The 21,555-nt window shown below is 44.2% G+C and carries 23 protein-coding genes; 15 read left to right on the top strand and 8 right to left on the bottom strand.

Annotation, left to right across the window (positions count from 1 at the left end; all coding sequences use genetic code 11):
* The first annotated feature begins 54 nt into the window (after positions 1 to 54).
* The 10 genes from CMAQ_RS02600 to CMAQ_RS02555 all read left to right on the top strand — a co-directional run bounded on the left by CMAQ_RS02600 (position 55) and on the right by CMAQ_RS02555 (position 9,115).
* Positions 55 to 615: an exosome complex RNA-binding protein Csl4 gene (locus CMAQ_RS02600; RefSeq protein ID WP_012185574.1), complete on the top strand. Its 561-nt coding sequence runs from the start codon at positions 55 to 57 to the stop codon at positions 613 to 615.
* Positions 616 to 749: 134 nt separating this feature from the next.
* Positions 750 to 1,796: a V-type ATPase subunit gene (locus tag CMAQ_RS02595; RefSeq protein ID WP_012185573.1), complete on the top strand. Its 1,047-nt coding sequence runs from the start codon at positions 750 to 752 to the stop codon at positions 1,794 to 1,796.
* A 38-nt stretch (positions 1,797 to 1,834) separates the two neighbouring features.
* Positions 1,835 to 3,016 carry a substrate-binding domain-containing protein gene (locus CMAQ_RS02590; protein WP_012185572.1) on the top strand — a complete coding sequence of 394 codons (1,182 nt, stop codon included), beginning with the start codon at positions 1,835 to 1,837 and terminating at the stop codon, positions 3,014 to 3,016.
* A gap of 62 nt (positions 3,017 to 3,078) precedes the next feature.
* Positions 3,079 to 3,996 carry an ABC transporter permease gene (locus tag CMAQ_RS02585; protein ID WP_012185571.1) on the top strand — a complete coding sequence of 306 codons (918 nt, stop codon included), beginning with the start codon at positions 3,079 to 3,081 and terminating at the stop codon, positions 3,994 to 3,996.
* A complete protein-coding gene (locus CMAQ_RS02580; RefSeq protein WP_012185570.1) occupies positions 3,997 to 5,034 on the top strand; it encodes an ABC transporter ATP-binding protein in 1,038 nt (345 codons plus the stop codon). It abuts the gene before it with no gap.
* A gap of 35 nt (positions 5,035 to 5,069) precedes the next feature.
* Positions 5,070 to 6,209 (top strand): MFS transporter, encoded by a 1,140-nt coding sequence (locus CMAQ_RS02575; RefSeq protein ID WP_012185569.1) that lies wholly within the window; start codon positions 5,070 to 5,072, stop codon positions 6,207 to 6,209.
* 34 nt (positions 6,210 to 6,243) lie between these two features.
* Entirely contained in the window at positions 6,244 to 6,726 is a 483-nt protein-coding gene (locus CMAQ_RS10340) for a signal peptidase I (RefSeq protein WP_012185568.1), read from the top strand.
* A gap of 39 nt (positions 6,727 to 6,765) precedes the next feature.
* Positions 6,766 to 7,254 (top strand): 30S ribosomal protein S13, encoded by a 489-nt coding sequence (locus tag CMAQ_RS02565; protein ID WP_012185567.1) that lies wholly within the window; start codon positions 6,766 to 6,768, stop codon positions 7,252 to 7,254.
* Positions 7,255 to 7,301: 47 nt separating this feature from the next.
* Positions 7,302 to 8,141, top strand: coding sequence for a carbon-nitrogen hydrolase family protein (locus CMAQ_RS02560; protein WP_012185566.1), 840 nt, complete (start codon positions 7,302 to 7,304; stop codon positions 8,139 to 8,141).
* Between the two features lie 74 nt (positions 8,142 to 8,215).
* The gene (locus tag CMAQ_RS02555; protein WP_012185565.1) at positions 8,216 to 9,115 is read left to right on the top strand and encodes a polyprenyl synthetase family protein; all 900 of its coding nucleotides are present in this window, start codon (positions 8,216 to 8,218) and stop codon (positions 9,113 to 9,115) included.
* Positions 9,116 to 9,136: 21 nt separating this feature from the next.
* On the opposite strand, the gene ppdK is transcribed toward CMAQ_RS02555, so the two are convergent.
* Both ppdK and CMAQ_RS02545 read right to left on the bottom strand, forming a co-directional pair.
* On the bottom strand, positions 9,137 to 11,812 hold the full coding sequence (gene ppdK, locus CMAQ_RS02550) for a pyruvate, phosphate dikinase (protein ID WP_012185564.1): 2,676 nt from the start codon (positions 11,810 to 11,812) through the stop codon (positions 9,137 to 9,139).
* Positions 11,813 to 12,037: 225 nt separating this feature from the next.
* Positions 12,038 to 12,880, bottom strand: a complete 843-nt coding sequence (locus CMAQ_RS02545; protein ID WP_012185563.1) for a serine protein kinase RIO — start codon at positions 12,878 to 12,880, stop codon at positions 12,038 to 12,040.
* 86 nt (positions 12,881 to 12,966) lie between these two features.
* Here CMAQ_RS02545 and CMAQ_RS02540 point away from each other — a divergent pair, with 86 nt between their 5' ends.
* Positions 12,967 to 14,022, top strand: coding sequence for an NAD(P)/FAD-dependent oxidoreductase (locus CMAQ_RS02540; protein WP_012185562.1), 1,056 nt, complete (start codon positions 12,967 to 12,969; stop codon positions 14,020 to 14,022).
* Here the strand turns inward: CMAQ_RS02540 and CMAQ_RS02535 are convergent.
* Positions 14,009 to 14,374, bottom strand: a complete 366-nt coding sequence (locus CMAQ_RS02535) for a hypothetical protein (RefSeq protein WP_012185561.1) — start codon at positions 14,372 to 14,374, stop codon at positions 14,009 to 14,011. The two genes, CMAQ_RS02540 and CMAQ_RS02535, sit on opposite strands and share 14 nt — an antisense overlap.
* A 148-nt stretch (positions 14,375 to 14,522) precedes the next feature.
* Between CMAQ_RS02535 and CMAQ_RS02530 the strand changes: the two genes are divergently transcribed.
* The gene (locus tag CMAQ_RS02530) at positions 14,523 to 14,801 is read left to right on the top strand and encodes a hypothetical protein (protein ID WP_012185560.1); all 279 of its coding nucleotides are present in this window, start codon (positions 14,523 to 14,525) and stop codon (positions 14,799 to 14,801) included.
* Here the strand turns inward: CMAQ_RS02530 and CMAQ_RS02525 are convergent, their stop codons facing one another.
* Positions 14,802 to 15,749 (bottom strand): aldo/keto reductase, encoded by a 948-nt coding sequence (locus CMAQ_RS02525; RefSeq protein WP_012185559.1) that lies wholly within the window; start codon positions 15,747 to 15,749, stop codon positions 14,802 to 14,804.
* A gap of 170 nt (positions 15,750 to 15,919) precedes the next feature.
* Between CMAQ_RS02525 and CMAQ_RS02520 the strand changes: the two genes are divergently transcribed.
* Positions 15,920 to 17,761, top strand: coding sequence for a threonine--tRNA ligase (locus tag CMAQ_RS02520; protein WP_012185558.1), 1,842 nt, complete (start codon positions 15,920 to 15,922; stop codon positions 17,759 to 17,761).
* 4 nt (positions 17,762 to 17,765) lie between these two features.
* Here CMAQ_RS02520 and CMAQ_RS02515 read toward each other — a convergent pair whose 3' ends face one another.
* Positions 17,766 to 18,350, bottom strand: coding sequence for a nucleotidyltransferase (locus CMAQ_RS02515; RefSeq protein WP_012185557.1), 585 nt, complete (start codon positions 18,348 to 18,350; stop codon positions 17,766 to 17,768).
* A 110-nt stretch (positions 18,351 to 18,460) separates the two neighbouring features.
* Here CMAQ_RS02515 and CMAQ_RS02510 point away from each other — a divergent pair, with 110 nt between their 5' ends.
* On the top strand, positions 18,461 to 18,832 hold the full coding sequence (locus CMAQ_RS02510; RefSeq protein ID WP_012185556.1) for a YbjQ family protein: 372 nt from the start codon (positions 18,461 to 18,463) through the stop codon (positions 18,830 to 18,832).
* A 10-nt stretch (positions 18,833 to 18,842) separates the two neighbouring features.
* Complete coding sequence (locus CMAQ_RS02505; RefSeq protein ID WP_012185555.1) at positions 18,843 to 19,610, top strand: hypothetical protein; 768 nt, start codon at positions 18,843 to 18,845, stop codon at positions 19,608 to 19,610.
* Between the two features lie 7 nt (positions 19,611 to 19,617).
* Here the strand turns inward: CMAQ_RS02505 and CMAQ_RS02500 are convergent, their stop codons facing one another.
* Genes CMAQ_RS02500 through CMAQ_RS02490 form a run of 3 tightly spaced genes read right to left on the bottom strand, consistent with a single transcriptional unit; the run spans position 19,618 to position 21,531 of the window.
* A complete protein-coding gene (locus tag CMAQ_RS02500; protein WP_012185554.1) occupies positions 19,618 to 19,959 on the bottom strand; it encodes an ACT domain-containing protein in 342 nt (113 codons plus the stop codon).
* 58 nt (positions 19,960 to 20,017) lie between these two features.
* Complete coding sequence (prs, locus tag CMAQ_RS02495; protein ID WP_012185553.1) at positions 20,018 to 20,878, bottom strand: ribose-phosphate diphosphokinase; 861 nt, start codon at positions 20,876 to 20,878, stop codon at positions 20,018 to 20,020.
* A gap of 41 nt (positions 20,879 to 20,919) precedes the next feature.
* Positions 20,920 to 21,531 carry a helical membrane plugin domain-containing protein gene (locus CMAQ_RS02490; protein ID WP_156769815.1) on the bottom strand — a complete coding sequence of 204 codons (612 nt, stop codon included), beginning with the start codon at positions 21,529 to 21,531 and terminating at the stop codon, positions 20,920 to 20,922.
* Between the last annotated feature and the right edge of the window lie 24 nt (positions 21,532 to 21,555).

Here is a 21,555-nt window from a genome sequence, read left to right as displayed (position 1 = left end):
CGGCGCATTCATATTAGGGTTAGTGTTATTAATAGTGCTTAGTTTAGCAGAACGATGCAGGGGTCTTCAGTAAGTAAAGCCTTAGTCACACCTGGTGAGGAATTGGGTGTTGAGGAGGAGTATCTTCCAGGCGATAATGCGTACGTTGATTCAGGCTACGTTAAATCAATGGTTCTTGGCATTGCTGAGTGGGATAGAGTTAACCACGTGGTTAACGTTAAGCCACTTAAATTAAGCCTAATTAGGCCTGGGCAAATAGTGTACGGTAAGGTGTACTACTTCCCAAACGATAAGGTCGCCATGGTTAGGATCTTCGCTGTTCAACATCAGGATGGGGTTAGGAGGATTCAAGCTGAGACGGGTATACTTTACGTAACTTATGCCTCCGAGGAGAGGTTAAGCACTATTTATGATGCGGTGGGTTTAGGGGACTTAATTAAGGCGAGGGTTTTATCAAGTAAGCCACCATACCACATAAGCCTAAGGGGCCCATTACTCGGTGTTGTTGAAACTAGGTGTCCTCAATGCAGGGCAGTGATAGTACCATCAACATCAAGTAAAATAACGTGCCCAGTCTGCGGCTTTGTCTTTAGGAGGAAAGTGGCGGCATCATGATTCAGTCTACTCCAGTTAATCAATGAGTAGATAACTTTAAGTTAAGCGGCATCAGCCTTAAGTAGGTTTAAGGCTTGGGTTAATGTTTCGATTAAGTGCTAATGCTTAATAAACGATAAAGCGTAGTGTACGTGATGTGGGTTGTAAGGAACCCTTACATTGGACCCAGGGTTAGGGGTGTTAAGGCTAGGTTAATTTCAATGGATCAATTAAGGAACATGATTTTCTCAACCAGTGTGGATGATTTCCTATCCCTACTGGCTCAAACATCATACAGGGGTATTGCCGATAAGATAACTAGGGAAACACCACCTGAGGTGGCTTCTGAATTAATACAGGGATTAGTCGTTAATGAGTTATGGGGTATGGCATCCACAATGCCTGTTGAGGTTAAGGATGCCTTGAAGACTTACCTACTCAAGTACGAGATAGAGAACATTAAGGCTGTGGTTAGGTTAATGGTATCTGGCCAATTCAGCCGCGAGAGGGCTGAAAAGGTGATTAGGTGGTATTTTGAGGATGCATTAGGTCGGAGATTCATCCTAGTGGATCTATTGAATGCAAGTAACGTGGATGAATTAGCCAGTCGCCTAGCCGCATTGAGGCATCAGTCTCATGAATACTTGCTTAAGGCAATGGACATAGCTAGGAATAACCCAGGCTTCGATGAGGTTATCTTTGAGACGATGCTGGACAGGTCCTGGCTTGAACCCCTCCTGAAGGCTGCTGATCCAATACCGCAAGTGTCCAGCTTCATGGTTGATTTCTTCAACATTAATGTAGCCTTAAGGAGCAAGCTCTGGAACCTACCGGTACAGGTGAGTAGGGCCTTAATGATATCGAGTGGGATTGGGGTTGAGTTAGAGAGAAGGCTTCAGGAGGATACACCTAGGATACTTGAGTACCTTGCAGGTGACCCAATAGTGTCGCGTATACTGTCTAGTGGATTCAATGAGTTAAGCGACGTGGTAAGGTATCTTCACGTATCCTACTTCACAACATATAGGAGATTCGCCTCAACCATACTTAACATGGGTACTGAGTTTTCCCCAGCCTCGGCATTGGCTATGGTTCACTTAAGGGACCTTGAGGCGCAGGTACTATCATCAATATATAACATTGTTTGGAGTAATGCACCGAGGAGTATTAGGGAGAAGATGTATTTGCTGTTGATTTCATAGGGTAAAATTTTTAAGCATTATTATTTTACGGATAACGCATGGCATCAAACTCAATACTAGCCACAGCCGTAGTTGTGGCTTTAATAGTGGGTATTGCCGCTGGATATGGAGTCGCCTCAACACATGTAAGTAAAGTAACCACGACGTTAACCTCAACAATAACAGTTACAACAACGACCACTTCACCAGTAACGGTTACTGCAACCTATGCTTCATCACTTAGCCAACCCTTCGTAGTTGGTGCCGCTGGAACATTGAAGTTCGCCTTCACTGATTTACTAAACATAATGAAGAGCATGTACCCTAACTTAAACATAGGTCAACCATACTTCAAGGGTAGTGGCGACGTGGCTCAGTATGAGCTTGATACGAATCAACTCAGCATAATGGCCTCAGCGGACACCACAACAATACCATCAGTGCTCTTCGCTCATAATTACACTGATTATGAGATTGCCTTCGGTGTAACTCAAATGGTTATTATAGTTGATTTAAATACAACAGCTGGACAGGAGGTTTATAGGCTTTGGCAGGAGGCGCAGAGTTACCCACCTTTATCAACTCAGTGGAACAACACTTGGAGGGAGATATTCACTATAATAGCCTTAAACTCAAGCACCGTGGTGGGTGTCTCAAACCCATTCACTGATCCGTCAGGTTACCAAGCGCAGTGCATGATTAAGTTAGCTGGCTTAACATTCTTCAACAATGCCTCATATCTATATGACGCTATTTACAGTAATCCAAGCAAGTACTTCATGAGGAATACTGAGGTGGATTTATTCACGTTAATGGATGCCGGCCAGGTTCAATTCATACTATCAGCTTACTTAAGTAATGCAATACCGCAGACCCAGGAGTATAAGGGGACAGCCTACATTACATTACCCTTCATGATTAACCTAGGTAACTTAAGCTACGTACCCTACTACCACCAGGTTAATACAACCTGGACTGAGGTAGGTGTCACTAAAACCTTCAAATGCAACCCAGTGGTTTACACGATAACTATACCCAATAATGCACCTAATCCAACAGCCGCATTATACTTCCTAACACTACTCTACAGTCCAATAGGGCAGAAGATACTTGAGGAGAATGGTATTCAACCAATAGTGCCGGGTATAGTGTACGGTAACTACAGTAATGTACCAGCCATCTTAAGACCATTCACGGCACCAGTCAGCCAGTACCCGCAGTATGCTCCAATATTCCCATAAGCCTGAGCTGCTTAGTTAACTTTAAACCCCTATTAAAATAATGACTTTTAGGTGCCTTTAATATGGTTTACATGGGTGAGCTTCCCCTTAAAGTAGCCTTAGCAGTCTCACTACTTATATTAACCATTCTAATAATCTACCCATTAATACTAATCATAGCATTAGGATCAACTCAAGTTACCTCAGCCCTATCAGTGGGTAGTTTCTTAGAGTCCATTGAGATCACAGTAATCATGTCAACGTTATCAGCACTAGTGGCAATAATAATGGGCACTCCCCTAGCCTACCTACTGGCTAGGTATAGGTTCCGCTTTAAGCAGTTGCTTGACTCAATAATAGACATACCAATAATGATACCTCACGTGATAGTCGGCATAATGATAGTCCTAGCCTTTGCATCTAAGTATAGTGCATTATTTAATTCACTTAACACAGTGATCCTGCACCTAAGGGCCTTTAATTCAACACTACTCCATTATGGTCTCCTCCACGTCCTCCTATCACCTATGGTTGATGCGTTAATATACGCCTTATCAACAGTGGTGGGTATTAAATTCATTAATACGCTTTGGGGTGCGGTGGCGGCTGTGGCTTTCCTATCATCAACATACTACATTAGGGTTACTGAGGCTGCAGTATCCATGGTTAATCCTGAAATGGAGATAGTTGCCAGGACCCTTGGGGCTAGTCCAAGTAGAGTATTCATATCAATAACGTTACCTAAGGTGTGGAGGGCAATGGCTAATGGCGCCTTATTATCATGGGCCCGTTCAGTATCAGAGGCGGGCGCATTATTCATAGTGGCGTACAGCATATACTTCAACGGTAAGTACATTTACCCAGCCTCAGTCTACATTTATGAGAGTTACGTTGGAATTGGGTTAAGTAATGCAGTCAAGTACTCAGCAGCCCTACTGGTGGTTGTACTAGTGATATTCATAGTCTACAGGGTTATTTTAAACATAAGGAGGGGTGATTAAGTGGGGGTTGCCCTTAAGCTAATTAACGTTGAGTTGATGCTTGGTTCCTTTAAACTGGGCCCAATAACAACATCAATGAATAATGGAACATACAATGTGATTATGGGACCGACGGGTAGTGGTAAATCAACTTTAATTAAAGTGATTGCTGGAGCCTATAGGCCTAATTCAGGTTCAGTGATCATTAATGGGGAGGATGTTACAGGTAAGCCCCCTGAATTAAGGGGGATAGCCTACGTTCCCCAGGGTTACGCCCTCTTCGATCACATGACTGTTTACGAGAATATTGAGTATGGGCTTAAGGTTAGGGGTGTGCCTAGGAGGATTAGGGTTATTGAGGTGCGTAGGATTGCCGAGGATTTAGGTATTCTTAACCTACTTAACAGGAGGGTTAGGGGATTAAGTGGTGGTGAGAGCCAGAAGGTTGCCTTAGCAAGGGCGCTCATAATTAAGCCTAAGGTTCTCCTACTTGATGAACCAATGTCAATGATGGATGTCAGCACCAGGGAGAGCCTAATACCACTCCTAAGAAGTATACCGAGTAAGTTCAACACTGTGGTTGTGCATGTGACTCATGATAGGAATGAGGCCTACGCCCTAGCCGATAAGATACTTGTGCTTAATAATGGACAGTTAATTGAGGAGAATGAACCTGAGGTAATATTCACAAGACCCAGTAGGCTCTTCACAGCTCAATTCGTGGGCTTCAGCAATATAATACCTGCAACAGCAGTTAAGGCTCCTCAAGGCTCAATGGTGCGTGTTGGGAATCACACCCTATACTCAACGGAGAGTGTCGAGGGTAAGGTTTACGTCTGCATTAGGCCTGAGTGGTTTAGGGAGGATAATGGGGATGAGGGTAATGTGATTAAGGGCACAGTGATTGAGGTTGAGAGGACTAGCGTGGGCTTTAGGGTAATGATTAACGCTGATGGAGTACTCTTCACTGCTATTACTCAATCAAAGCCCAGTAAGGGTGATTCCCTTACCCTAACCATACCACCCAACCTGATTCACCTAATACCGGCTGTTGAGTGAATACTGTTTAATAGGGTTAGGCTGGGGTTTTAACAATGAGGAACTGGTTCATAATAATCCAAGGACTATTACCAATGATGCTTATATCAGCCTACCAATACAGCTGGAACCTACTCATAACACCATTAATGAGGAGTCTCAACGTTGATTTACCTGCAATTCAAGTAGCCTACTCATTATTCGTCCTATTCTCCACTATTTCACAGGTACTTGGGGGTTACATTGCTGATAGGAGAGGGCCTAGATTAGTTGGCGTAACCGGTGGTGTATTGGCTGGCTTAGGTATGGTGGCTTCACCACTTGTTAATGGGGTTAATCAATTCTACGCCCTGTGGTCAATGGGGAGCATTGGCGTTGGCTTAATCTACGGTGTATCAATAAACCTGGGGGTTAAGTGGTTTAGTAGGACTAGGGGCTTAGCCACAGGTATAATAAACATGGGCTTTGGACTTGGGGCGACATTCTTCAACCCGTTAATATCGCTATTAATTATTAAGGGTGAGTACAGGTACCCGATGATGCTTATAGGCGCATTAATACTGGCCGTAGTCATACCCTTAATGGCGACGGCCAAGTACCCTCCAAGCCAGGTTAAGGCTATGAGGCTTACTAAAATACCCCCAGGCTTCTGGCTTGTCTTCGCATCATTCTCACTAATGGGTATTCCACTTCAATTACTCTCCTCCAGTCTCTCAATACTGGGTGAGGGTTACGGTTACATTATAGTTGCCACTGCGGCGTCACTACTTCCCCTATTCAGTGGTATTGGTAGGCCAATAATGGGTTCAATATCAGATAAGTTAAGTAGGAGGAAGACTATTCTCGTAACTGGTGTCGCCTTAACGGTCTCAATGCTCACTCTGCTTATTCACTCACCCATAGCTTACATGGCCTCAACAGTAATTACAGGTATTTTCGGGGGTTCGGTGATAACGTTATTCGCATCCCTTGTGGGTGATGAATACGGTACAGTTAACTCAACCTTCCTATTCGGTATACTTTACAATGGTAAATTCGTATCAGCCCTAATAAGTAGTGTAGTATTCGCTGAACTACTGAGGACCATTAATTTAACTAACTCCCTTATAATTGAGGCTTTCCTAACAGCCGTATCAATACTAGTATTCATGGTCTTCACCAGGGTTAAGTCTAGGAGGCAGGTGGCTATTATTTGAAAAACACTTAATAATGCGCCTTCACGGGTCCTGTATGGACTCTAGCAAGGTATTAAATATTGCTGGTTACGTTGCCTTAACAGTAATCTTAATTTACCTAGTGTTGAGCATAGCCGGCATCGTTAAGATACCCTGGGCCACAGTGGGTGGCTTCAGCATGGAACCCACCCTGGAGTCTGGTACATTGGTTGTCCTATGCCCAGTGCCAAGTAATGTTACTGCGCTCCTCGGCCACGTGGTTGTTTATGATCACTACGGTGAGTATATAATACATAGGGTCATTGAGGTTTATCCATCAGCCAACACCTACTACGTGGTTACTAAGGGTGATGCAAACCAAGTTGCTGACCCGTGGGAGACGCCTATTAATCAAGTGTATGGGGTTGTTTGCTTAAGCATGCAGTACGTGGGTTTAATAACCCTGGTTCTTAGGAAGCCCCCCACGTTAATACTGGCTATAGTGGTTATGATTATTCTTTGGCTTGCATTAAATGAGGTTGAGAAGAAGGTTAAATGAAGTGAAAATGCATATAAAGGGAGGTTAGCCTGCTCCCTAATGTCTGAGGCTAGTCAAGGTAGGCAAATAGTGCATATTGGGGATACTGACCTAGATGGCTCTAAGGCCGTTGCCTACGCGTTAGCTAGGATTAAGGGTATTGGGGTATCCACTGCAGTAGCCATATGCAGGAACCTGGGTATTAATCCATTGGTTAAGTTGGGGGAATTGAATGAGGAGATGATTAGGAAAATAGATTGGGCGGTTAGGAACCTCCACCAAGCAGCCCCAGCCTGGTTCGTTAATAGGCCTAAGGATCCTGAAACAGGAAGAAACATACACCTAATAGGAGCTGACTTAATATTAACGGCTAGGAATGATATAGAGAGGGAGAGGCGCATACTATCCTGGAGGGGAATTAGGCACAACCTAGGCCTAAAGGTTAGGGGGCAGAGGACTAGGACAACGGGTAGGCTTGGGCCGGTGGCTGGTGTTCAACGTAGGAGAACGCCCACTGGAGCCGGTGGAGGGGAGGGTGGCCAAGGTTAATCAACCATTGAATAACACTTATTAACTTCCTCATTAAGCCTTCCTCAATGCTGAGAGTACACTTAATTCAGTACGCCAGTAGGCTGGGTGATCCTGAGTATAATATAGATAGGTTAAGGAATTACGCTAAAGCCAACTGCAGGGGTGATGGTAACGACGTCTTAATCACCCCTGAATTATATATCCCAGGCTACATGTCTAGGGACCTCCTCCTCCAGATAGCTGAGCCGCTGGATGGTAAGTCAATAGGTGAGTTAACGGAGATAGCTAGGGAGGGTAAGTGCACCATAATCACTGGTATTGCTGAGAGGGATAAGGACACTGGGGTTGTTTATAATTCAGCAGTGGCTATTGGTGAGAACGGCTTAATGGCACTCTACAGGAAGAGGCACCTACCCAGTTACGGTGTATTTGATGAGTCAAGGTACTTCGGGGTAGGTAGGGGTGATGCACCGGTCTTCTCAATGAATGGAACTAAGGCTGGGTTAGCAATATGTTACGACGCCTTCTACCCAGAGGTATCCAGGTCACTAATGCTTAAGGGTGCTAGGGTTCAAGTATACATAAGTGCGGCCCCGGATATGTCAAGGCCTCACTTTGAGACATTCATTAGGGCTAGGGCCATGGAGAACGTGTCCTTCGTAATCTACGTAAACACCATTGGTCAGTACGATGGTTTAGGCTTCTTCGGGGGAAGCTTCATAGTGGATCCCCTGGGGGAGGTTGTGGCTAAGGCTAAGTACTATGAGGAGGACACTGTGGTTGCTGAAATTGACCCAGGCCTAGTGGATAATTATAGGTCAATAAGACCAATACTGAAGGATTACACCTGGGATGACGTCAGGTATCTGCTTAAGAATTATAGGTCAGGCTATAGGGTGTATTAGTGGTTAAATTAGTTAAAATGATTCGTGGAAAAACTATAAAAATGGTTAACCCACGGTGATTAGTGAAGTTAACTATGGCTTTCATTTTTGAGCTACCTAAGGAAATAAACGACGTGTTGAGCCTTATCATTAATGAGCTTGGTAATCTACTTAATGGAGTCAACATGCCTCCTAACTTAAGGGAATCAGCAATGCATTACATTCATAATAAGGGTAAGATGATTAGGCCACTCCTAACCCTGATAACAACACACACCCTGGGCGGTAACCTAATGGATGCCGTTAACCCAGCTATTGCAGTGGAGCTGGTTCATGTAGCTACCCTGCTTCAAGACGATATAATCGATGGGCACTTAATGAGGAGGGGCTCTGAAACACCCTTCAAGAGGTATGGAACCGAGTACACTATATTAGCCAGTGACTTATTGATTGCTAAGGCAATTGAGTACTCGTTGAAATCCAAGACTAGGAGGATAACAATGGAGTTAACCAGCGCAGCCTTAAGACTAGCCATAGGGCAATCCTATGAACTTGAGTATAAACTGAACGGTAAAGTGGATATGAATATTTACATGAGGATCATTGAGAATAAGACAGCATCCCTAATCTCAGCCGCAATAGTGCTGGGTGGTTACGTGGCTGACGCCGATAGCAACACGATTAATCTACTTAGGTCCCTTGGGGAGAAGCTTGGCGCAGCGTACCAGATAAGGGACGACATAATAGATTACCTCAATTTAGATAAGGATAATCCAAAGGGCTTAAGGAGCGTTGACGTTAACGTAATTGATGCACTTAAAGCGGAGGGCTTCAGTGACCCGCTTAAGGAGGCTTATAGATTATTCATGGGCTACATGAGTGAAGCGAGGGCAATAACGGCATCAATAAGGGGTGGTGAAGTCTTCGCAGGCATTATCGACTTCCTGCAGGATCCCTTAACTAAGCTCATTGAGGGGAATAAGAACCAAGTTTAAGAATAAGAATTCTTTAACGGGTTAGTACTCAGCAACCTTAGGTGCCCTACCAAGTATCTTAAGTGACTCCTGGGCAGTCACAAGCCTAGCTACTGGAACCCTGTATGGTGATGCACTGAAGTAGTCTAATCCCCTACCAACCACCTCAGCCAGTATCCTTATTGAGTCGGCGTCACCACCATGCTCACCGCATATGCCGATTTCTATATTGGGCTTAACGCTTCTAGCTAAGTCAACGGCAATCTTCATTAATTTAGCCACACCGTCACGGTCAATGGTGACGAATGGGTCGTAGGGCAGTATGCCTAGGTTAAGGTACTGGCTCATGAACTTATTCTCCACGTCATCCCTACTGAAGCTGAAGACTGCCTGTGTTAAATCATTGGTTCCGAAACTCATGAAGTCAACAACACTGGCTATCTTATCAGCGGTTAAACTGGCCCTAACGGTCTCCATCATTGTACCTATCTTAAAGTCAATGCGGTCACCATAATTCTTAAACACCTCCTCGGCGGTTGGCTTAACAACATTGTTTATAACGTACTCAAGCTCCTTATACTCCGACACCTGCGGTATCATTATCTGAACCTGAACATTCTTACCCCTCTTCTTCAATTCAAGGGCAGCCTCTAGAATAGCCTTAACCTGCGCCATGTATATGTCTGGGAAAGTTATGCCTAATCTAACACCCCTATGACCCATCATTGGGTTAGCCTCCATTAAAGCCCTAACCCTAGCCAGTAAAGCCTCCTTCTCGGGGTCAGGCCTACCCAGTGTCCTAGCTCTAGTGACCTCAGCCACTAATTCCTCAACATTGGGTAGGAACTCATGAAGCGGTGGGTCGAAGAGCCTCACCGTCACTGGGTAACCCTCCATTATCTCGAATATCTCCTCAAAGTCCCTCCTCATTAATTCAGCTAACTTATTCAAGGCATCCCTCCTCTCATTGGCGTTAGTGGACAGTATTACACTCCTAAATAACTCAAGCCTACCTGGGGCTCTAAACATTCTCTCAGTCCTAAGTAGGCCTATGCCCTTAGCCCCAAACCTCCTGGCTATTGTGGCATCCTCAGGTGTGTCGGCATTAGCCTTAACGCCGAAGACTGAGACTGAGTCAGCCATGTCAAGTAGCTCGTAGAATTCAGGCGGTAGCTTTGGTTCAATGGTTGAGACTTGCCCAACATACACATTACCAGTGAATCCATCTATGGTTAACCAATCACCCTCCTTAATCACCACGTCACCAGCCTTAGCAGTCCTAGTGGAGTAATCGATCTTAAGGCCCTCAGCACCCACTACAGCTGGCCTACCTATTGCCCTAGCTACAACCGCTGCATGGCTTGTGGCACCACCCCTACTGGTTAATATACCCACTGAGGCGTAGAATCCGTGAACATCATCAGGCTTAGTCTCCTCCCTAACCAATATAACCCTCTTACCAGCCTTAGCCCACTCAACAGCCGTATCTGGGTCAAAGACTGCTTGACCACTAACTGCTCCGGGTGATGCGGCGATACCCTTAACAATTGGCTTAGGTGCCTTAGCCTCATCAATCCTCGGGTATAGGACCTGTAGAATATGCTGTGGCTTAATGGTCATTATGGCCTCCTCCTTAGTCATCCAATTCTGCTTAACCATATCCACAGTAACCTTAATCATGGCCAGTGGATTCATCTTAGCGTTCCTGGTTTGGAGGAACCAAAGCTTACCCTTCTCAATGGTGAATTCAACATCCTGTACAGCCTTCTTATACCTCTCAATCTTCTTAACACCCTCGTAAAGCTGCTGATAGACTTCAGGCATTTCCTTCTTAAGTTCACTTATAGGCTTAGGCGTCCTAATACCGGCAACCACATCTTCACCTTGGGCATACGGTAAGTACTCACCGTATAACTCATCCTCACCAGTGGCTGGATTCCTTGAGAACACCACACCTGTTGCTGACCTCCAATCAGCGTTACCGAAAACCATGGTTACCACTGATGCAGCAGTGCAGTCAGCTATGTCGGGTGTTATCTTATTAGCCTCCCTATAGAACTTAGCCCTAGGTGAGTTCCAGGACTTAAACACAGCGTCTATTGATAGCCTTAACTGCTCCCATGGATCATCAATAACCTTACCCACCCTCCTTATGTAAACCTGCTTATACAAGTCAACAAGCTCCTTAAGGCCCTGTAGTGGTATTTCAGGGTCCTCCTTAACGCCGTACTTCCTCTTTATCTCATCAAGAGGCTTATTAAACTCCTCCTCGGGGATTCCTAGAACTATCCTACCGAACATTGCCAGGAACCTCCTGTAGGCGTCGTAGGCTGCGTGTTCACTGCCTATGAACTTTATGAAGCCTTGAAGGGTCTTATCATTAAGACCCACGTTAAGCACAGTATCCATCATACCTGGCATTGATACCGCGGCACCTGACCTAACGCTAACAAGTAATGGTGTATCGCCTCCCCCGAATTTCCTACCTGTCTTAGACTCAAGATACCTTACACCCTCAATAACCTCATCCATTAATCCCTCAGGGAGCTTCTCCCCACTCTTATAATACTCCTTACAGGCCACTGTGGTTATTGTAAAGCCCGGCGGCACAGGTAGACCCAGTCTAGTCATTAGTACGAGGCTAGTTGCCTTACCGCCAAGGAGCTTAACATCATCAGGGTTGGCTTCCTCGAACGTTAATACGTACTTCCTAGCCATTACGCCTCACTTAACTTAATCCTTTTAAACATTACTCCTTTAAAGAGAAACATATCTTGAAAATTTGTACTTCTCATCAATAACTATAATATATTTATTATGGTATTGCGAATTTACTTAAACCTACTGCATATTGTATTACCTAAAGTGAAATACTGAGTGGGTTAATGGTTACTATTAGATTTAAGCTAACTGCACTTACCCGTATTCAATTAAGGAATAAGCCTAGTTTATACTCAAGTAGCCTAATAGGTCCTTACCATCAACAATAACCCTACCATCACTAACAATGTAACTCCCCTTACTCCTCTTAATTAACGCCTCAGTGATCTTACCCTCATCCACCACTGATGCGCCTAGTTTACTGAAGAACCTGTTAATGTTCCTAACATCCCTGTACAGGAGGTCCATGAAGTTTGGGTGAGATGAATCCACAGCTGAACCCCAGTCAATTATGTATAGTTTATTATTCCAATTTAATATATTATACTCACTTAAATCAGCGTGAATAAGCTTACCGATTATGAACGCCTTCTCCACATTGAGTATTACATCAATGTAAGCCGCTTGTACGTCATCTGGGGGCACATCCTTCAGTAATGGTGCTGGTACACCCTCCTCACCTATGAATTCCATAACCAGTATATTACTGTAGAAGGCTATTGGCCTTGGGACAAGCACCCCAGCCTCATAGGCCCTCTTCATGTTCCTAAACTCCTTCCTACACCACATGCTTGCTAACTTAAATGGATTACTGGGCTTACCGCTGAACCTCCTATCACCTATTATATATGGGTTCCTGTTAACGAACCTATTAGCCAAAGTATAGTAAACCTTAAGGGCCAGGTCCTTACCATCATAATCCTTACCCCATATTACCTTAGCCTCCTTACCCTGGGCAATGGGTCCATAAACCTCCAGCACAATTCTCCTATTCATTATTTCATAAAGCGCCTTCAATGTGTATTCATTGAATACATCGTCAACTAACTTAAGTTGATCAATATCCTTTATCCTAAACCTCCTCTTCTCAATCCTATCCCTCTCAATCTTAGATTCATCAGGCACAGTTAATGAGAGTTAATTATACGTTAATAAGCATTCCCTATGCCGCATAATTAAAATTTATTAGGGTTAAGTCCAGGAATCATTCAATGAGGGTAGTGGTAGTAGGCGGCGGTATAGCTGCATTATTTACAGCCTACTTCCTGAAGTCCATGGGTTCTGATGTAGTGGTTATTGGGGAGGAACCCAAGTACCCCCTTGCCTCCCTGGTCTTAACCCAATCAATGCCCTATGTTGACGACATACTGCTGGCTAGGGAAAGCCTCGAAGTGTATAGGAGGTTCACTAAACCTAAGCCAGTAACCTCAATAGACATTATGCCCAGGTGGATTAACCTAAACCCTCTTAAAACCGCTGGTGTTGAGTACAGGATTATTGAGGAGGCTGATTGGGTTAGGTTAAGTAGGGATGAGTTCATGGTGGTGACCACGGATTACATGATACCCATTAGGCGCATAGTGGGTGAGTTAAGGAGGAGGATGAATGTGATTAAGGCTAAGGCATCCTTAAAGCTAATCAACGGGTCATTAACAGTGGTGGCTAATGGTGAGAGATACATAGGGGACTCAATAGTACTGGCCGCTGGACCTGGAAACACGGAATTAGCCATGCAGGTAGGTATTAAACTACCCTTGAAGAGCTACCAATGCTATGCCTCAGTTATGACTGGTCCAGTTAAGGTAATGAACCTAAGCATTGGTGATGACGTATTAGGCTGGTATAGTAGGCCATTCATACCTGGACTATTCATAGCCGGTGACGGGTGCGGTAAACCTAATGAGAAACCGCCTCCTAATTACGGCCAGCGTATAGCTAGGTTAATCTCAAGTAGGTTTGGTTGGGCTGCACCAATATTCACTAGGTCAGGTACATGCGAGGTTTCACCAAGCGGTGGCCCAGTCTACGGTATGGTTAAGGATAATTTATATGTGTTAGGAGGCTTAGATGGCTATGGTTCAATGAGTGGCCCGGCCTTAGCAAGGAGGTTGGCTGAATTATTAATTAAGGGTGATGTACCCATGGATGATTACAGGGTTGAGAAGTATATGAATCACGTGGACTGGGATGCATGCAGTGTTGAGAGGCATAATTGGTTAATTGCGGTTCAGGGTAAGGAGGGTAAGGAGAGCGTTAAACCACCCTAAGTACAGATAAAATAAACATTACGAATAGTATTACATCTGTGGTTAAGCAGTAGAGGCAGTAGGCACCCTTACGGACTTGTAGGTAAACACCATACATGCCAATAACCAGCCCTATTAATGATAGCACTATGACGTAGAGGTATAGGTTAATTAATATTAGGAAAGCCATTAGGGCTAGGGTAACCATGGCTCCAACAGCCATAGCTAACCTAATTCTCCTGGGGACTAGAAAGCTGAATAATTCACAATTGAAGACACCGGGTAAGCATGCGTTAATTCTCCTTGAGTTCTCGTAGGTGTAGTAGGCCATTAACACGGAGCCTGCAGCCGGTAATATAGCCAGGTAGTTCATCACCCTTCCAATGTTTACCGGGTAAATAATATAATGATTAGTGCTTAAAATACACACTGATTCATTACCGCTCTCTCATTAACTCCTAAGTTCGATTTAATTAATTAGTTAGTATGTTTTTTAAGCGTAATCTAGGTAACTAACCACTATGGGGTTGAGTAGAAGGGGTGTGTTAACGGGTAAGAAGTACATGGTAATTATATTTAAGGTTAGTGATGATGTTGAAACCAATCAGTATAATAAGGAGTTCATCAGGAATCTCCTCAGTGAAAGCGTATCATGGTGGCATAGTTATCTAGGTGTTAACGATAACTTATCTTTAGATAAATGGAGCATTTACCTAATGGAGTGGGCCGATGAGATTATGATTGCTAGGATACTTAATGCATTGGGTAAGGGTAAGGATTATGTTGAAGGCAAGATATGATTATGTTGAAGCCGTCTTGGCAATAACATTATCGTACAATTCCTCAAGGCTCTTCACTAAACTTGAGTTAAGGTAGGAGCCATCCGCTGCCTCACAATACTCCTCGAGCTCATTAACCGAAGTTACGGTAACCATTACCGTGGAGATTGGGTATGAGAGAACGTACTTCAAGGCCAGTTGACTTAACGTTAACCCTAATTGATCGCTAATAGGCTTAATGTAATTATCAACAATGGCCTTAGCCCTAATTAACCACTCACGATTCCTCAAGTTCCTATGATCCCCGGGCTTAAAGTTAAGCGTAAAGCCACTGGTTAGCAGGTTTGATGCATGTGGCACCCTGGTTATTAAACCAACCCTACCATTACCCAGCCTCACCAGTGTCCTAGCTGGCTCCTGTTCAAGAATATTGAAAACAAACATTATTGACTCGTACCCGGATTCAATAGCGGCTAAGCCCTCATTAAGCACATTCACCTCAGGCCCAAGGGCAACACCAATATGATCAACGTAACCTTCCTTAACCAATCCCAGTAGGGTCTCATGAATACCACTGCTCCTTATCACCTCAAGGGGTGGGTTATGTAACTGAAGCAGACTCACTCTCCTACCCAGTCTCTTAATTGATTGTAGGGCAGCGTACTTAATGTAATTAGGCGTGAATAATTGAGTATGCTTACTCCCCTTATCTTCATAAATATTATAACCCACCTTAGTGAACACGTACGCATCATAACCCCTTAACTCCTCCCCAAGAATCCTTTCACTTAACCCATTACCGTACACATCGGCGGTATCGAAGACATTAATACCCAGGTCAATAGCCTTCTTAATAATGGCCCTAGCTTCATCAACAGTAACGTCACCGTACATGCCGCCTATGAACCATGCCCCCAACCCGATCTCAGACACCTTTAACCCAGTTCCCCCAAGTACTCTATACCTCACGTTCCTCTTACCAACTGTGTCCCATTATTTAACCTTAGCCGGTTAATAAACTACACCTTACTGGGGTGGTAGGGTTTTTAAGGAGCATTAGCTCATAATCCTGGTTTAAGCCAACCATTAAGTGGTGGAACGCACATTTAATTTAAAAAGTAATCCACGGGGGGTTTGTTATGAGACTGCTCTTAATACATGCAAGGTCCTTTTCCTTCGAGGTTAGGGATAAGGCGGTTGAGAACCCTGAGCCATTGACGGAGGAGTTGAAGAGGGGTAGTGCTGATAATACCTTAGTTGTATTCACTACGGTTGAGGAGAATGATAATGATTCACCAAGCTTCCTGGAGAGGGTTGCTGATGATGTACTTGATGTTGCAGGTAAGGTTAAGGCATCCTCAGTCTTCCTATACCCATACGCCCACCTAAGCCCCAACCTGGCGCCGCCGCCTAAGGCCATAACCATACTTAACGCCCTCTATGAGACTCTTAAGGGTAAGGCCAGTATACCTGTCTACAGGGCTCCCTTCGGTTGGTATAAGGCCTTTAACATAAGTTGCCTAGGTCACCCATTATCAGAGTTGAGTAGAACCATTACACCACAGGAGTCTGCCCCACAGAGGAAGCCCTACACTAGGGATTACTACGTTATTGTTTCACCGGATGGTTCAATCCATGACCCAGCCAGTTACAGTTTCAGTGAGAGGGATGCTGACTTGAAGGTTCTTGTTGATAAGGAGGTTTTCAAGAGGGAGCTTGAGGGTAAGGAGCAGCCTAGGTACATTGACTACTGCCTTAAATTCGGCTTCGAGTGGGAGCCTTTATCGGATGTGGGTCATATGAGGTATGGGCCCTACGCCACTGTTATGCTTGAGCTCCTTGATGATTACTCATACCAAGTGGCTAAGTCACTGGGCATACCCGTCTTCAAGGTTAAGGGAACCAACATGTTTAGGCTCTCGGATAAGGCGATTAGTGAGCATGCTGGGTTATTCGGGGAGAGGATGTACATTACCGAGTCTGATGAGGAGCTTGTCATGAGGTACGCCGCATGCTTCCAGCAATTCGCAATGATTAAGGACTGGGTCTTAAGCTACAGGAACCTACCCTTGGGCATGCTTGAGATTGCTGATAGTTACAGGTATGAGCAGCCTGGTGAAACAGTGTTATGCTTTAGGCTTAGACGCTTCTACATGCCTGACCTACACATATTCGTTAAGGATCTTAAGGAGGCCATGGATGTTGGTTTAAGGCTTCACGCCAAGATCTTTGAGGAGATTAGGAGGATTGGGAGGGATTACGTAAGCCTTTACAATGTTAGTAAGGAGTTCTTCGACCAGAATAAGGATTACCTAGTGGAGTTGGCTAGGAGGGAGGGTAAGCCAATACTGGTTAGGGTCCTTGAGGGGGCGAAGTACTATTGGGTGCTTAACGTTGAGTACCATATTATTGATGAGCTTAAGAGGCCTAGGGAGATAGCCACATTCCAATTCGACATTGGTAACGCCCAGAGGTTTGGAATCAAGTACAGGGATGAGGGCAATAACATTAAGTACCCGGTAATAATACATACAGCCATATTAGGCAGTATTGAGAGATTCATATTCGCCCTACTGGACACAGCGGCAATTAATGAGGCTAATGGTAAGGTACCTGCTTTACCAACTTGGATCACCCCAGTTCAAGTCAGGGTTATACCAGTGTCCAGTGGTTATAATGAGGGGGCCATTGAGTTGGCTAGGAGAATTGAGGAGGCTGGCTTCAGGGTTGAGGTTGATGATAGGGATGAGACCGTTGGTAGGAAGATTAGGGATGCTGAAACCCTCTGGGTACCCTACATTGTAGTCTTCGGTGAACGTGAGGCTAAGACTGGTTCATTAAGCGTTAGGGTTAGGGGTGTGGGTCAGGTTAGTATGAGTATTGAGGAATTACTGAATAGGCTAAATGAGGAAACCAAGGGTTACCCTAGGAAACCCTTAACAGCACCAATGCTGCTGAGCATAAGGCCACCTTTACCTTAAGCCATTATTCTATGTATATTCCTGTTGTTTGTATTTTGTGTTTTATGCTTTCCCTCTCCTCCTCTGGGTATTGGTTTATGTAGTTTATTATTCTTGCCTTGTCTAATTCTATTCCTGTCCTTGGGTCTATTATTTTCTCCGCTAGCCTCTCTAGGAATTCCTCAGCCTCATCAGTGGCCTCCCTAGCCTTGAGTACTATTAATGCCTCAATCCTAATACCCTTGAAGACGCTGCCATTAACACTGAAGCTTAATGAGTCATTAATTATTGCCTCAGGTATGTAGACGTCCAGTAGATTCTCCATTAAATCAACCCTAACAACCTCACCATTAACAACAACCTCATAATACATTCCACCAAAGGCATTGAAGCCGTAATCCCAATCAAACTCCCTAGCAATACCCTCAAAGAACTCAGCATCAGTTAAAGTACTCTTATTAGTTAGGAATAAGTCAACATCATGAACAACCCAATCAACACCATAGGCAAGTGGAAGAATCAAACTACCAACAACAACAAAACCAACACCCCTCCCACCCAACACACCACCAACCCTAAGCAAAGCCAATGAATAAACCCCAACACCCACAAAAACCCAAAACAAAAAACCTTAATCAACCTAACTAAGTAAATAATTAATGATCCTTAATGAAGATTTATAATTGTAATACTTATAAACCAAATTAATGAAGAGTAACCATGGCTATTCGGGAAGGCGACGTAATAATCACCACTGCACCGTATATTTCAGGTTATAGGGTTGTTAAGGTCCTTGGCGTAGCCATTGGGGTCACAGTGAGATCAAGGGGCCTTGGTGGTAGGTTCCTAGCTAGTTTAAGATCACTGGCTGGTGGTGAGATTAGTGAGTTCACGGAGCTTGCTGAGCAGTCTAGGAGGCAGGCCATTGAGAGGATGATTCAGCATGCCAAGGAACTTGGTGCCAATGCCATAATCAGCTTTAGGCTGGATTCAAATGAGATTAGTGAGTACATGGATGAAATAATAGCCTACGGCACAGCCGTAGTAGTTCAACCTGAGGCAGGTGGAGGCGCTGGCATTACCATTGATTAAGGTGTATTAAATGCAGGGGGAAGCGGAATTATCAGTAGCTTACCTGGTGGTGGCATCAATCATAGCCTACATACTTCTAAGCAGGCTACTGTGGCGTGGTAAACGTGACTGGGTTTTCATTGGGATTGGTTACATGATTCTAGCCCTGGTGTTTCAGTACCTGGCGCAGCAAGCCCCCTTCATAGTGTTACTGCTGGGTCACTTAAGGGATATAATGAAGTTTAATGAACTTGTATCCAGTATCATTAAGTCCAACATATTCTTAGTCTCCATATACGTGGGCTCATTAGCAGGTGTATTTCAGGAGGTGGCAAGGTACTTTGCGGTTAAGGATAGAGCTGTGGAGGCTTCATTGTACATAGGCTACGGCTTTGCCTTAATTGACATTGCAGTGGCTGTAATCGACATCTTGGTCATATCAATAATACCCAGCAGCCTTAACCCCAGTGCCTCCGCCCCCATTACCATGGTTGGGGTTATTAGCCTAGTGGGCCTATTATTGCAGCCCTTGGTCTCCTTCCTATTTCACCCAGGGGCATCAATGATGCTGAGGGGTATGCAGGCTAGTGAGCATGGGTTAAGGGGATTAGCCGTAACCATCACTGCCCACGTATACATGGATTCATTTAATGCATACCTTAATTCAGCCGTATTATACGGCATTATTAACAGTTACAGTGCAGTACTTGAGTTATCATTAGTGTACTTTGCATCGATTATTATAGTACCTGTATTAATCTTCATATATGGTTTAAGGATACTGATGAGGATTAATTAACTCCCACTTAATGCCTCTCTGTAACCTTTACTTCGTATGCTTCTCTTACTACTGCTCCTCCTTTTCTTAATTCTTCTATGGCTTTTTGGAAGTAGCCTTCCTTGGCTTCGTAGATTAGTAGTGCCATGGCTAACTCCTCATTAATAGTGTATAAGTAGGCTAATGTTAGATTCAAACCCAATTCAGCCAAAGCAGCAGCCAACCTAGCCAAAGCACCGGGCCTATTGAGTAATGTGATGAAGAATATGAACACACCACTAGGAGAAGACAAAATACTCCTATACACATGCCCAAACACATTACCAACCTCACTAAGGACGCTGCTAAGTGGTTCACTGCGTGGCTCCATAGTTTAGCTTTATGCAAATGGTTAATAAGCTTTATAGTTAATTCAAGATTACTCTTAACTAACCATTACTGGTTATTAATTGTGAGACATCGAATTGGGAGTACTTGCCCAGTATACTGTTGCTGCAGTGTATTTTATCAACTGCCTTAGTTAACTTAGCCTCGGCGTCACCGATCATTATGCAGTGGGTGGCTATCACATTAATGCTGGTTGCCCCCATGCTTCTCAGCATTCCTGCTGCGCCTATTATTGTGCCTCCTGTTGATATTATATCATCAATAATAACCACGTCCTTACCCTTAACGTTAAGGTTCCTTAGGGTGAATGAAACCTCCCCACTGTATCTATCCCTATGCTTCTCGAGGTAATCATACTCAACGCCAAGCGCCTTAGCCAACTCCTCAGCCCTCCATAGGGAGCCTAAGTCTGGGCTAATTACAACTGGTTTACTTAAGCCTCCAAGTCCCTCTGCGTATAGTTTAAATGGCTTAAGGTTAATGAAGCCTGGGTAACCCTCAAGGCTTTGTGGCTTATGGATATCAACCACGTATAGGTAATCAACCCCAAGGCCCTTAAGCACGTTGAGTATTACGTTAATGCTAATGGGTTCACCCTCAAGGAATCTTCTATCCTGCCTGGCGTAGGGCATGTAGGGTATGAATAAGCCCACCCTGGCTGCCCCCAGGCCCTTAACAGCGTCAAGCAGTAGCATAACCCTAATTAGCCCTTGGTCCTGATTGGGGTAAAGCCTAGTTACGTAAAGTACATCACTACCCTTCACATTAGCCTCAACCCTAATGTATTGTTCACCATCGGGGAAAACCTTACGTGTAATCTCTCTGGCCTCAGCCCCAATCCTGGAGGCTACGTTAGGCCCCAGGTCCCTTGAGAATTCATCGTAGAGCACAATCCTCTGCATAAAAGGGATTAATAACCAGTATGTTTAATGTTTAACTGACTTTAGCTAGTTTGATTAAGCTGCTTCCCAATTCCCTCAAGTAACCCAATAATGAAGAGTAACCCCCTCTTAACGTTTGCATCAGTCATAAGCCTCCTAATTAAGCTCACTGTTGATGCTGATTCACCGGTCTTAGTGGCCTCTACCGCGGCCTTAACAGCCTCATTAATTCTAATATCCTGAATTAGGTTCAATGATTCGTTCAATGACTTAAGTAGGTTCCTTAACGTTGGGTTTAGGATAATTTCGTTAATAATCTTCACGTTATCCTCACTGCCTAGGAAGGCGCCTAGTGATTCAGCTAACCCACTGCCACCTATTGTGTTGATTAAGTCAATTAACTTAATGGTATTCTCCACGGTTCTCTTATCACTTAACTTAACCAATAGTCTAACGAGGTTCTCTAAGTTGGCTAGAAGCATAACATTGTCCGTGGTTAGTAGTTGATTGAATAATTCCTTAATGAAGTCCTCGTCATTAAGTAAGTCATTTACTAGGTCAAGTAAACCCAGTTCATTAAGCCTCCTGGCTATTGAAACCAACTTAGTCACTGAGTCGAGGTTCTCAATACTAATTAGGTTCGCTAACTTATCCTCACTGGTTTCATTAACCATTATCAGTTCACCCGCCTGAGTTTT

The sequence above is a fragment of the Caldivirga maquilingensis IC-167 genome, assembly GCF_000018305.1.
In the GTDB taxonomy this organism is placed as follows: domain Archaea; phylum Thermoproteota; class Thermoprotei; order Thermoproteales; family Thermocladiaceae; genus Caldivirga; species Caldivirga maquilingensis.
The sequence above is the reverse complement of the archived record's forward strand: the minus strand, read 5'-3'. Positions and strand labels throughout refer to the sequence as shown.

Excerpts from the sequence above, each read along its gene's own strand:
- CMAQ_RS02600 (WP_012185574.1), top strand. The coding sequence starts at position 55 with ATGCAGGGGTCTTCAGTAAGTAAAGCCTTAGTCACACCTGGTGAGGAA.
- CMAQ_RS02595 (WP_012185573.1), top strand. The coding sequence starts at position 750 with ATGTGGGTTGTAAGGAACCCTTACATTGGACCCAGGGTTAGGGGTGTT.
- CMAQ_RS02590 (WP_012185572.1), top strand. The coding sequence starts at position 1,835 with ATGGCATCAAACTCAATACTAGCCACAGCCGTAGTTGTGGCTTTAATA.
- CMAQ_RS02585 (WP_012185571.1), top strand. The coding sequence starts at position 3,079 with ATGGTTTACATGGGTGAGCTTCCCCTTAAAGTAGCCTTAGCAGTCTCA.
- CMAQ_RS02575 (WP_012185569.1), top strand. The coding sequence starts at position 5,070 with ATGAGGAACTGGTTCATAATAATCCAAGGACTATTACCAATGATGCTT.
- CMAQ_RS10340 (WP_012185568.1), top strand. The coding sequence starts at position 6,244 with ATGGACTCTAGCAAGGTATTAAATATTGCTGGTTACGTTGCCTTAACA.
- CMAQ_RS02565 (WP_012185567.1), top strand. The coding sequence starts at position 6,766 with ATGTCTGAGGCTAGTCAAGGTAGGCAAATAGTGCATATTGGGGATACT.
- CMAQ_RS02560 (WP_012185566.1), top strand. The coding sequence starts at position 7,302 with ATGCTGAGAGTACACTTAATTCAGTACGCCAGTAGGCTGGGTGATCCT.
- CMAQ_RS02555 (WP_012185565.1), top strand. The coding sequence starts at position 8,216 with ATGGCTTTCATTTTTGAGCTACCTAAGGAAATAAACGACGTGTTGAGC.
- ppdK (WP_012185564.1), bottom strand. The coding sequence starts at position 11,812 with ATGGCTAGGAAGTACGTATTAACGTTCGAGGAAGCCAACCCTGATGAT.
- CMAQ_RS02540 (WP_012185562.1), top strand. The coding sequence starts at position 12,967 with ATGAGGGTAGTGGTAGTAGGCGGCGGTATAGCTGCATTATTTACAGCC.
- CMAQ_RS02535 (WP_012185561.1), bottom strand. The coding sequence starts at position 14,374 with ATGAACTACCTGGCTATATTACCGGCTGCAGGCTCCGTGTTAATGGCC.
- CMAQ_RS02530 (WP_012185560.1), top strand. The coding sequence starts at position 14,523 with ATGGGGTTGAGTAGAAGGGGTGTGTTAACGGGTAAGAAGTACATGGTA.
- CMAQ_RS02520 (WP_012185558.1), top strand. The coding sequence starts at position 15,920 with ATGAGACTGCTCTTAATACATGCAAGGTCCTTTTCCTTCGAGGTTAGG.
- CMAQ_RS02510 (WP_012185556.1), top strand. The coding sequence starts at position 18,461 with ATGGCTATTCGGGAAGGCGACGTAATAATCACCACTGCACCGTATATT.
- CMAQ_RS02505 (WP_012185555.1), top strand. The coding sequence starts at position 18,843 with ATGCAGGGGGAAGCGGAATTATCAGTAGCTTACCTGGTGGTGGCATCA.
- CMAQ_RS02500 (WP_012185554.1), bottom strand. The coding sequence starts at position 19,959 with ATGGAGCCACGCAGTGAACCACTTAGCAGCGTCCTTAGTGAGGTTGGT.
- prs (WP_012185553.1), bottom strand. The coding sequence starts at position 20,878 with ATGCAGAGGATTGTGCTCTACGATGAATTCTCAAGGGACCTGGGGCCT.
- CMAQ_RS02490 (WP_156769815.1), bottom strand. The coding sequence starts at position 21,531 with ATGGTTAATGAAACCAGTGAGGATAAGTTAGCGAACCTAATTAGTATT.